The 10,216-nt window shown below is 67.2% G+C and carries 11 protein-coding genes and 1 riboswitch; of the genes, 5 read left to right on the top strand and 6 right to left on the bottom strand.

Translation table 11 applies throughout. The features are described from left to right. Positions 1-824: thiamine pyrophosphate-binding protein (locus NHG85_RS07105; RefSeq protein WP_253331092.1), on the bottom strand; the 824-nt coding region annotated here is incomplete at its 3' end. A 143-nt stretch (positions 825-967) separates the two neighbouring features. Between NHG85_RS07105 and NHG85_RS07110 the strand changes: the two genes are divergently transcribed. The 4 genes from NHG85_RS07110 to NHG85_RS07125 all read left to right on the top strand — a co-directional run bounded on the left by NHG85_RS07110 (position 968) and on the right by NHG85_RS07125 (position 3,663). Continuing rightward, complete coding sequence (locus NHG85_RS07110; RefSeq protein ID WP_253331094.1) at positions 968-1,735, top strand: DeoR/GlpR family DNA-binding transcription regulator; 768 nt, start codon at positions 968-970, stop codon at positions 1,733-1,735. 1 nt (position 1,736) lies between these two features. After that, positions 1,737-2,495, top strand: coding sequence for a triose-phosphate isomerase (locus tag NHG85_RS07115; protein ID WP_253331095.1), 759 nt, complete (start codon positions 1,737-1,739; stop codon positions 2,493-2,495). 23 nt (positions 2,496-2,518) lie between these two features. Further along, positions 2,519-2,977 (top strand): D-erythrulose-4-phosphate isomerase, encoded by a 459-nt coding sequence (gene derI, locus NHG85_RS07120; RefSeq protein WP_253331097.1) that lies wholly within the window; start codon positions 2,519-2,521, stop codon positions 2,975-2,977. Between the two features lie 37 nt (positions 2,978-3,014). Next, a riboswitch (FMN riboswitch) is annotated at positions 3,015-3,149 on the top strand. 79 nt (positions 3,150-3,228) lie between these two features. Continuing rightward, complete coding sequence (locus tag NHG85_RS07125) at positions 3,229-3,663, top strand: 6,7-dimethyl-8-ribityllumazine synthase (RefSeq protein WP_253331099.1); 435 nt, start codon at positions 3,229-3,231, stop codon at positions 3,661-3,663. Between the two features lie 5 nt (positions 3,664-3,668). Here the strand turns inward: NHG85_RS07125 and NHG85_RS07130 are convergent, their stop codons facing one another. The 5 genes from NHG85_RS07130 to NHG85_RS07150 all read right to left on the bottom strand — a co-directional run bounded on the left by NHG85_RS07130 (position 3,669) and on the right by NHG85_RS07150 (position 8,915). Continuing rightward, on the bottom strand, positions 3,669-4,511 hold the full coding sequence (locus NHG85_RS07130; RefSeq protein WP_253331101.1) for a DeoR/GlpR family DNA-binding transcription regulator: 843 nt from the start codon (positions 4,509-4,511) through the stop codon (positions 3,669-3,671). A gap of 87 nt (positions 4,512-4,598) precedes the next feature. Continuing rightward, positions 4,599-5,555 carry a D-ribose ABC transporter substrate-binding protein gene (locus NHG85_RS07135; RefSeq protein ID WP_253331103.1) on the bottom strand — a complete coding sequence of 319 codons (957 nt, stop codon included), beginning with the start codon at positions 5,553-5,555 and terminating at the stop codon, positions 4,599-4,601. 62 nt (positions 5,556-5,617) lie between these two features. Beyond that, a complete protein-coding gene (locus NHG85_RS07140; protein WP_253331105.1) occupies positions 5,618-6,739 on the bottom strand; it encodes an ABC transporter permease in 1,122 nt (373 codons plus the stop codon). After that, the gene (locus NHG85_RS07145; protein ID WP_253331107.1) at positions 6,736-8,265 is read right to left on the bottom strand and encodes a sugar ABC transporter ATP-binding protein; all 1,530 of its coding nucleotides are present in this window, start codon (positions 8,263-8,265) and stop codon (positions 6,736-6,738) included. Before NHG85_RS07145 ends, NHG85_RS07140 begins: the two co-directional genes overlap by 4 nt. After that, positions 8,262-8,915, bottom strand: coding sequence for a DUF2291 family protein (locus NHG85_RS07150; protein WP_253331109.1), 654 nt, complete (start codon positions 8,913-8,915; stop codon positions 8,262-8,264). Before NHG85_RS07150 ends, NHG85_RS07145 begins: the two co-directional genes overlap by 4 nt. A 450-nt stretch (positions 8,916-9,365) precedes the next feature. On the opposite strand from NHG85_RS07150, the gene NHG85_RS07155 reads away from it, so the two are divergent. Continuing rightward, positions 9,366-10,216 (top strand): sugar-binding transcriptional regulator (locus NHG85_RS07155; protein WP_253331110.1); only part of this gene is annotated, 851 nt, incomplete at its 3' end.

Below are 10,216 nucleotides of genomic sequence, written 5' to 3' on the forward strand. Positions count from 1 at the left end.
AGCGGCGCGCCATGCGAGGCGGCGGTCCCGGCCCTGTTGGGCGAGCCCAGGCCGATCACCGTGCGCATGCGGATCAGCGTCGGGCGGGCCGTCTCGGCCTTGGCGCGCGTGATCGCGTCATCGAGCGCGGCCACGTCATGGCCGTCGCAGGCGATCACCTGCCAGCCGGCCGCCTCGAAGCGGCCGGTGGTGTCCTCGGTGAAGGCCTTGTCGATGGCGCCGTCGATCGAGATGCCATTGTCGTCGTAGAGCACGCAGAGCCTGTCCAGCTTCAGGTGACCGGCCAGAGAGATCGCCTCCTGGCTGATGCCCTCCATCAGGCACCCATCGCCGCAGAACACCCAGGTGCGGTGGTCGACCACCTCGCGGCCGAAACGCGCCGCAAGATGCGCCTCCGCCATGCACATGCCGACCGCACCGGCGAGACCTTGTCCCAGCGGGCCGGTCGTAATGTCGACGCCCGCGGAATGGCCGTATTCGGGGTGGCCGGCGGTCCGGGCGCCCCATTGGCGGAAGTTCTTCAGCTCCTCGATCGGCATGTCCTCGAAGCCGGTGAGATGCAGCAGCGCATAGAGCAGCATCGAGCCATGGCCGTTCGACAGCACGAAGCGGTCGCGGTCGGGCCAGTCGGGCCGCGCGGCGTCGAATTTCATGTGCCGCGTCCAGAGCATGGTGGCCGCTTCGGCCATGCCCATCGGCGCGCCGGGATGGCCGGAATTCGCGGCCTCGACACCGTCGATGGCGAGCGCGCGGATGCAGTTGGCCAGCGCGAAGGCGCGAGCATCGGTGGCGGCGCGGGCCAGCGCCGGGGCGTGTTCGGTCATCGGAAGCTCCCTGTACGAGTCGTGAGATTTCCTAGCGGAAGATCACAAATATCACAACTGTAAATCACAATATCACATGTATGATGTTGTAATGGCGGTAAGCCTGTGATATTTCCTCGGACAAGAAGACAAGGATATTTCATTTGAGACCCGAGGACCGCCGCCACGAGATCGTTGAGATGCTGGTCGAGCAGGGCAGCGCCACCCTCGAGGCGCTGGCGGAGCACTTCGGCGTGTCGAAGATGACGATCCACCGCGATCTCGACGCGCTGGAGGCCGAGGGGCGGCTGCGCAAGCTGCGCGGCGGCGCGACGCTCGAATCCTCGGGCCAGTTCGAGAGCGATTTCCGCTATCGCGCGCGCATGGCGGGCGAGGAAAAGGCGCGGATCGCCCGGCATGCCGCTGGCTTCGTCGAGCCGGGGATGAGCGTGATGGTCGATGACGGATCGACCAGCCAGGCCCTGGCGCCGCATCTGGCGGCGATCCGGCCGCTTACCGTGATCACCAACAATCTGGGGCTGATCTCCGACCTGTCCGGCAAGCCGGGCATCGAACTGATCGCGCTCGGCGGCAATTACGCGTCGAAGTTCAACGGCTTTTTCGGCGTGCTGACGGAAACCGCTCTGCGCGACCTGCGCGCCGACATGGCGCTCCTCTCCTCCTCGGCAGTCTCGGGGCGGAGCGCCTTTCATCAGGACCAGGAGGTGCTGGGGGTCAAGCGGGCGATGATCGCCTCGGCGGCGCGGCGCTACCTGATGGTGGATCATCAGAAATTCGGGCGCATGGCGCTTCATCTCCTGGCCGATCTGGAGGATTTCGACGGTGTGGTGACCAGCGACGCGCTGGAACGCGCCCGCGCCGAGGCGCTGCGCCAGGACGGCATCAGGCTACATTTCGCGGAAGGGGACTGACATGGACGACCGGCTCTGGATCGGCACCAGCTGGAAGATGAACAAGACGCTGGCCGAGGCCCGCGCCTTTGCCGAAGGGCTGGCGGAAGCCGGAAGCGATCCGCGAATCCAGCGCTTCGTGATCCCGCCCTTCACCGCCGCGCGCGAAGTGGCCGCGATGCTGGCGAAGAGCGATGTGAAGGTCGGCGCCCAGAACATGCACTGGGCGGATCAAGGCGCCTGGACGGGCGAGATCTCGCCGCCGATGCTGACCGATTGCGGGCTCGACATCGTCGAGCTGGGCCATTCCGAGCGCCGCGCCCATTTCGCCGAGACCGACGAGACGGTAGGGCTGAAGACCGAGGCCGCCATCCGGCACGGGCTGATGCCGCTGATCTGCATCGGCGAGACCGCCGAGGAAAAGGAGGCGGGCCGCGCCGACGCGGTGCTGGCCGCGCAGGTCGAGGGCGCTCTGGCGCGGCTCGACGAGGGGCAGAAGGGGGCCGGCATCCTGCTGGCCTACGAGCCGGTCTGGGCGATCGGCGAGGGCGGCGTGCCGGCCTCGGCCGAATATGCCGAGGCGCGTCATGCCCGCATCAAGGAGGTCTCGGCCCGCATCGCGGGGCGGCCGCTGCCCTGCCTTTATGGCGGCAGCGTCAACCACGGCAATTGCGCCGAACTCATCACCCGGCCCGCGATCGACGGGCTGTTCATCGGGCGCTCGGCCTGGGAGGTCGCGGGGTATCTCGACATCCTGCGCCGCTGTGCCGCCGTCATCTGATTCAATCCGGAAGGAGATCCATCATGAAACTCGCGATCGCAGGCGACAGCGCGGGCGTGCCGCTGGTCAAGGCGCTGGCCGAACATCTGAGCGTCAAGGGGCATGACGTGTCCGACCTGTCCACACCGCCCCAGGGCGGCGAATTCTACGCCGACCTGTCCGACCGCGTCTGCCAGGGCGTGCTCGAGGGCGAATACGAGCGCGCGATCCTGTGCTGCGGCACCGGCATCGGCGTGTGCCTCTCGGCCAACAAGGTGCCGGGCATCCGCGCCGCGCAGACCCATGATACCTATTCGGCCGGCAAGGCCGCGACCTCGAACAACGCGCAGATCATCACCATGGGCGCGCGCGTCGTGGGGGCGGAGCTGGCCAAGGACATCGCCGATGCGTTTCTCGGCGCCGCCTTCGACCCCGAAGGCAAGTCGGCCGACAATGTGAAAGCCATCGACGCGCTCGACGCGCGTTATCACGAGACCCGCTGAGGGGCCTTGCCCCGGATGCCGATCCGGGGCAGATCACGCATGTTCTCGGGGCGGGGTGAAACTCCCCACCGGCGGTGAAAGCCCGCGAGCGCCCCGGCCGCATGGCCGGGGTCAGCAGAGTCCGGTGAAATTCCGGCGCCGACGGTCATAGTCCGGATGAGAGGGAACGGATAAAGCGGGGCGGGCCGATCGGCACCGCCACGCTTGCCGCTGCGCGTCCCCTGATCGACCGGACTGACAGGGAGATAGCCATGACCGATCTTTCAATCGCCTTCATCAAGGCACGCTGGCACGCCGACATCGTCGACCGCGCGCAGGACGGCTTCGACGCCGCCATTGCCGAAAGCGGCCGCGCCGCTGCCGTGACGCCCTTCGAGGTGCCCGGCGCCTTCGAGATGCCGCTGCTGGCCAAGCGGCTGGCGCAGACCGGCCGCTTCGACGCGGTGGTCGCGGCGGCGCTGGTGGTGGATGGCGGCATCTATCGGCATGATTTCGTAGCACAGGCCGTGGTGTCGGGTCTGATGCAGGCGCAAATGGAGACCGGTGTGCCGGTGTTCTCGGTATCGCTGACGCCGCATCACTTCCAGGACACGACCGAGCATCGCGGCTTCTATACCGCGCATTTCGTCAAGAAGGGCCGAGAGGCGGCCGCGGCGGTCCTGGCCATCGCCGATCTGGAGGTCTGAGCGCTCTAAAGCGGGGCGACGATCACCTCGACGCCCTGCGCCGCGATGGCCTCGCGGATCTCCACCGGTGTGCCCTGATCGGTGATCACGACGTCGAACTCGTCGATCCGGGCCATGGCGTGCAGGGCCCGGCGGCCAAACTTGCTGTGATCGGTCAGCAGGACCCGCCGAGCGGCGGCATCGAACATCGCGCGCTTGACGTCCACCACCTCCGCGAACTGGTGCAGCACGACATCGCCGTCGATGGCCGACATGGACAGAAACACGGTATCCGCTCTCAGCCGCGCAACCTCGCCGGTGGTCATTCGGCCGAGAAAGGCGTTGCACCAGTTGTGCAGCTCTCCACCCAGCCCGATCAGGGTCAGGTCCCGTTGGCCGCGCAGGGCCCCCATCAGGGTCAGGCCGTTGGTGATGATCGTGAGCGGGGCCAGATCGCCCAGATACGGCACCATCTGCAGCGCCGTGGTGGAATCGTCCATGAAGATCGCCTGACCCGGCTCGATCAGCTTGGCGGCTTCGCGCGCGATCGCCGCTTTCTCGGCGGTTTTCTGGCTCGCGCGATAGACATCGGAGGCTTCGGCCAACCCGCTCGGAGCCGCCGTGACCAGCCCGCGGCTCTTGCGCAGCAGGCCGCGTGCGATGAGGTCATCGAGATCGCGATGCGCCGTCATCAGGCTGACACCGAAACGCTCGGTCAGATCCTCGATCCGCATCGTGCCTTCGGCCATGACCAGTTCGGTCATGCGTTGCCGCCGCTCCAGCTGACGTGCCTGGCGGCTGTCGGCCGGCACTTGCTCTCCCAGAAGGGTCAGCATGGCGGGGGCGGGCGAGGGAATGGGTCGTGTCATGATCTCTCCATCATAGCGATGGCGGTTGGCCGGACCAGCCGCCATCGCAAGAAGGGCGCGCCGCCAGGCAGCGGCGCGCAGGGAGGATCACTGCTCCAGCACGAAAGGCGCGGTGTAGTTTTCGACATTGTCGGAGGTGATCAGCTCGCAGCCGAAGAGCTGCTTCTCCTGGTCGACCATGGTTTCGTCGTTCTGGATGAAGTGATCGGCCTGCCGCACGGCATCCTCGGCGAAGACCGCGACCGGCTGCAGCACGGTATAGGCAAGCTCGCCCGCCTTGACCGCGTCCACCGCGTCGGGGTTGCCGTCGAAGCCGCCGATCACCACGCCCTCGAGCTTGCCCGCCTCCTTGAGCGCCGCGATGGCGCCGAGCGCCATCTCGTCGTTGCCGGAGATGATGGCATCGACCTCGGGGTTGGCCTGCAGGATCGACTGCATCTTGTTATAGCCCTGGGTGCGGTCCCAGTTGGCGACCTCCTCGGCGACCTTCTCCAGATCGGGATACTGGCTCAGCACCGTCTCGTAGCCATTGGAGCGGGTGGCGGCGTTGTTGTCGGCGGGGTTGCCGAAGAACTCGACATACTTGCCGCTGTCGCCCACCAGCTCGATCCACTTGATCGCGCCGTCGGCGGCGCATTGGGCGTTGTTCGAGACCAGCTGCGCCTTGGCGAGGCCGGCCTCGTTGATCTCGGCGTTGACGAGAAAGACCGGGATGCCCGCGTCCACCGCCTTGCGCACCGCGCCGACCGAGCCGTCGGCATTGGCCGGGTCGAGGATGATCGCCTTGGCCTGGTTGGTGATCGCGGTGTCGACCAGGTTGCTCTCGGTGTTGGTGTCGCCCTTGTGGGAGGCGACGGCGGCTTCGTAGCCGAGCTCCTCTGCGGTGGCGCGGGCGACCTCGCCCTCGGTGAACCAATAGGGGTTCGAGGGATCGTTGACGATGATCGAGATCAGGCCCTGATCCTGCGCCATGGCGGCGCCGGCGAGAAGCGGGGTGGCGATCGCGGCAGCGCCGGCAAGCAGGATGGTGCGTTTGGTTGGCATGGTTTTCTCTCTCCCTGGGGTGGCTGGTGTTGGTCTGCCGGTTTCCCGGCGGTCTTGCGCGCTCAGGCCTTCGAGCCTTGGGTCGCGGAAGTCTTGGGCTTCGCCGCCGAGGAGGGGCGGCGATGGCTGTACTGGATCGAGTTCAGCAGCACGGCGAGAACGATCACGGCGCCGGTGAAGACGGTCTGCCAGTAGGAGCTCACGCCGATGATCACGAGGCCATCCGACAGGAAGCCGATCACGAAGGCGCCCAGCAGCGTGCCGCGGATATTGCCGCGTCCGCCGGTCAGGGCGGCGCCGCCGATCACCACCGCGGCGATCGCGGTCAGCTCATAGGTGGTGCCGGCGGTGGGGCCGGCGGAGGTGAGCTGCGAGCTCAGCACGAGCCCCGCGATGGCGGCGCAGATGCCCGACAGCACGTAGACCAGCACCGTCACCCGCTTGACCGGCACGCCGGACAGCTCGGCAGCGCGGGCGTTGCCGCCGGTGGAGTAGACCCAGCGCCCGAAGGCGGTGCGGTTCAGCAGCAGGCTTGCCCCGAGTGCGACCGCGGCCAGAACCAGCACACCGATCGGCACGTCGAAGACGCGGTTGAAACCGAGCCAGTCGAAGCCGGTATTGCCGAGCTCGGGCTTGCCGCCGAGATTGTTGTAGGTCAGGCCGTCGGTCATCAGCAGCGCCACGCCGCGCGCGACATAGAGAAGGCCGAGCGTCGCGACGAAGGCGGGCACCTTGAAGACGGCGATCAGCACGCCATTCACCAGACCGACCAGCGCGCCGACCGCGCAGGTCAGGATCACCACGACCCAGACCGGCGGGTAGAGCGCCACGCCGAGGCCTTCGAGCGTCACGCCCTGCATCAGGAAGCCCGCGACCACCCCGGCAAGGCCCAGGGTCGAGCCGACCGAAAGATCGATGCCGCCGGTGAGGATCACCAGCATCATCCCGACCGCCAGCAGGCCGAAGATCGCCACGTGGCTGGCCATGATCAGGAAGTTGCCGGTCGAGAAGTAGAAGGGCGACAGCATCGAGAAGGTGATGATGATCGCGATCAGCGCGAAGAAGGCGCGGCCTTCGAGCAGAAGCCGCCCGAGGTCGAAGCCGTTGCCGAATAGCCCGCGCGCGCGCTTGTGGATGGTGCCGGTGTCGGTCATGGCGATGACTCCGATGTTGCTGTTGCTCATGCGACCACGGCCTCGCCGGAGGCGGCCATGATCTGCTCTTTCGTGGCGTCGGGGCCGAATTCGGCCGAGATCTTGCCGCGCCGCATGACGATGATGCGATGCGCGATCGACAGGCATTCGCCCACTTCCGAGGTCGAGTAGATCACCGCCAGCCCGCGCTGCGCGCCCTCGGCCAGCAGGCGGAACACCTCGGCCTTGGCGCCGATGTCGATGCCACGCGAGGGCTCGTCGAGCATCACCACGCGCGGGTTGGTGGCCAGCATCTTGCCGATCACCACCTTCTGCTGGTTGCCGCCCGACAGCGATCCGATCGCGGCCTGGCCGCCATCGGTCTTGATCGTGACGTTGCGGATCGACGTGTCGACCAGATCCCTCTCGCGCTTGCGCGAGGTGAACAGGCCGCGTGTGAAGGCCCCGATCGAGGCCAGCGACAGGTTCTCGCCGACGCTCATGGTCTGCACCAGCCCGTCGCGCTGCCGGTCCTCGGGCACCAGCACGAGGCCGCGCGCGATGCGCTCGGCGATGCTGGCGCGGCCCAGCTCGCGCCCCTCCAGGAGCACCCGGCCACCGGATTTGGGCAGCCGTCCCGCGATGCATTCGAGCATTTCGGTGCGGCCCGCGCCCATCAGCCCGTAAAGGCAGACGATCTCGCCCGCCCGCAATTCGAGCGACAGACCATCGACCGCCGATCGTCCTGTCGCCGAGGCGTCGGGAACGCTGAGGCCGTCGATTTTCAACGCCACATCGCCTATGGCATGGCCTTCGGGCGGCGAGCCGAGATCGAAGTTCTCACCGACCATGTTGCGGACGATCCATTCGAGATCGATCTCGGAGCGCGGCGCCCGCGCGGTCATCGTGCCGTCGCGCAGCACCACGGCGTGATCCGTGATCTGCAGGGCTTCTTCGAGGTGATGCGAGATATAGACGATCGAGACGCCCCGCGCCTTGAGATCGCGGATCACCTTGAACAGCACCTCGACCTCCGAGGCCGAGAGGGCGGAGGTCGGCTCGTCCATGATCAGGATGCGGGCATTGACCGACAGCGCACGGGCGATCTCGACCACCTGCTGCTGGCCGAGACGCAGATCCTCGACCGGGGTCAGCGGGTCGATGTCCTCCTCCAGCTCCTCCATCAGCGCGCGGGTCTGGCGCTCCTCCTCGGCGTAATCGACGCCGGTGGCGGTGGTGATCTCGCGGCCCATGAAGATGTTGTCTCGCACGCTGAGATTGGGCGCGAGACTGAGCTCCTGGTGGATGATCGAGATGCCAAGGTCGCGCGCCTCCGTGGTGGAGTGAAAGGCGACCGGCCGCCCGTCGAGAAGGATCTCGCCCGAGGTCGGCCGGATCACGCCGGACAGGATCTTCATCAGCGTCGATTTCCCGGCGCCGTTCTCGCCGAACAGCGTGGTGACCTGGCCGCGATGCACGTCGAAGTTCACGCCCTTGAGCGCCTGGACGTTGCCATAGGACTTGGCGACGTCGCGGGCCTGCAGCACGGCCTCCCCGGTGGTGCCGGCGCCGCTCATTTGACCGCCATCTCGACCGGGGTGATCAGCCAGTTCTTGGGGTTGATCAGCCGGAAGGCGCCGGTGATCTCGACCTCGCGGCCCGAGAGCGCGGCGGTGTCGATGTCCCCGAGCACCTCCGCTTTCATCGCGTCGTTGAGCGCGGCGCCGGCGTTCTGGAACTCGATCTGGTTCTTGAACTGGCCGAACTCGATATCGCCGGTCGCGTCCCGCAGCTCGGTGCCGTTGATGGCGGGGCCGGTCTGCACCCGCACGGTGATCTCGTCGGGCATATCGGGCACCTCGACGGTATAGATGCCCGATTTCGCCTCGCCCATCGTGCCGGCAAGCCGCACCGGTATCACCGCGCCGGTGCCGGAGCCCACGCCGTAGGTCTCGGCGGCGGCGGTGCGGTCGGCCAGCACGGCCTCTGCCAGCTCCGCGGCCGGGATGGCGCGGTCGCGGATGCTGCCGCGGACGCTCGGGAACGTCTCGACGCCGTAGCGTTCGGGCGAGAAGGCCTGCTCGCGCAGATCCTCCTCGGAGCCCAGCACCACCACCTTGGTGTCGAGCGCCATCGCGGCGAGAAGCAGGGTCGCAGCACCGATGGCTGCGGCGATCTTCCAGCCGCCGCGGCGCCGCGGTTCGGATATATCGGCCTTCATGGTCATGGCTCTGGCCTCCGGATCGGGACGGATCCCGGTGTGACTTACGGGGGCTCACAGCTCGGCGCGGCCCCGATGCAACAGATTGGCTGCGGCGCGTGACGCCTTCCTCCACTTGCAGCAGCCCGGTCTTCCTGCCGGCTCCGCCTGGCCCGGCGGGAAGCTGGGCGTGTGATGATAATGTTAAGACGGCGTCCGTCTGTCAACGTTATTATGAAAGAATTTGCGCCGCAGGCAATAAAGCGCATCCCTGCTTGCATCTGTCACGAGCAAGACTGCTTATGTAGCATGAAATTTACGGCAGTTCATGGCTTCGGACGGGGGTTGTAGACGTCTTCTATGGGCGAGCGAGATGAGCCGACCCCATGTTATATGCGGGTTATATTAACTTGACCGACGGAGGAGGTTGGTGCAATAAATGTCCATATTGGAAATTTATTGCAGGGTTTCGGCGCCATGGCGACGACAGCGAAGCGACGCGAGATCGACGAGAGCCTGGCGATCCGGGCGGCCTGGCTGCACTACGCGGGCGGGCTGACCCAGGCCGAGGTGGCCGAGCGCATCGGCGTCTCGCCCGTCAAGGCGCATCGGCTGGTCAACTGGGCGGCGCAGAACGGTGCGGTAAAGGTCTCCGTGGTCGGCGAGATTGCCGACTGCGCGCGGTTGGAGGCGCAGCTGACCGGTCGATTTGGACTGCGCGGCTGCGAGGTGGTGCCGGATCTGGGTGAGCCGGGGCTGCCGCTGCGGGCGCTCGGCCCCGCGGGTGCCGCTTTCCTGCAGCGTGAGATCGCCCAGCACCCGGGGGGGGTCATTGGCATCGGACACGGGCGGACGCTGGCCGCCGCGGTCGAATCCATGCCCCCCTTCGATGCCATGGGATCGCGCTTCGTGTCGCTTCTGGGCGGGCTCGCGCGCAACTATGCCGCCAATCCGCACGACGTGATGCACCGGCTGGCGGGCCGCAGCGGCGCCGAGGCCTATGTGCTGCCGCTGCCCTTCTTTGCCAATTCGAGCGCCGACCGCGACGTGCTGCTGGCCCAGTCCGGTGTGCGCGAGGTTTTCGACATGGCCGCGCAGGCCGATTTGATGCTGGTCGGCATCGGCACGACCGAGCCCGACGCGCAATTGGTGGCAAGCCGGATGATCCGCGCGGAGGAGATCCGCGAAGTGACGCGCGGCGGCGCGGTGGGCGAGATTCTGGGGCATTTTCTCGATGCCGAGGGGCGCCCCGTGGCCACCGGGCTCTCGGCGCGGACCGTCGCGCCGGCGCTCGAGGTCCTGCGGAGCCGCCGTGTCGTGGCGCTTGC

Origin of the sequence: Limimaricola litoreus, assembly GCF_024159025.1 — a bacterium.
Taxonomy (GTDB): Bacteria; Pseudomonadota; Alphaproteobacteria; order Rhodobacterales; family Rhodobacteraceae; genus Limimaricola; species Limimaricola litoreus.

Excerpts from the sequence above, each read along its gene's own strand:
- NHG85_RS07115 (WP_253331095.1), top strand. The coding sequence starts at position 1,737 with ATGGACGACCGGCTCTGGATCGGCACCAGCTGGAAGATGAACAAGACG.
- derI (WP_253331097.1), top strand. The coding sequence starts at position 2,519 with ATGAAACTCGCGATCGCAGGCGACAGCGCGGGCGTGCCGCTGGTCAAG.
- NHG85_RS07125 (WP_253331099.1), top strand. The coding sequence starts at position 3,229 with ATGACCGATCTTTCAATCGCCTTCATCAAGGCACGCTGGCACGCCGAC.
- NHG85_RS07130 (WP_253331101.1), bottom strand. The coding sequence starts at position 4,511 with ATGACACGACCCATTCCCTCGCCCGCCCCCGCCATGCTGACCCTTCTG.
- NHG85_RS07135 (WP_253331103.1), bottom strand. The coding sequence starts at position 5,555 with ATGCCAACCAAACGCACCATCCTGCTTGCCGGCGCTGCCGCGATCGCC.
- NHG85_RS07140 (WP_253331105.1), bottom strand. The coding sequence starts at position 6,739 with ATGAGCAACAGCAACATCGGAGTCATCGCCATGACCGACACCGGCACC.
- NHG85_RS07145 (WP_253331107.1), bottom strand. The coding sequence starts at position 8,265 with ATGAGCGGCGCCGGCACCACCGGGGAGGCCGTGCTGCAGGCCCGCGAC.
- NHG85_RS07150 (WP_253331109.1), bottom strand. The coding sequence starts at position 8,915 with ATGACCATGAAGGCCGATATATCCGAACCGCGGCGCCGCGGCGGCTGG.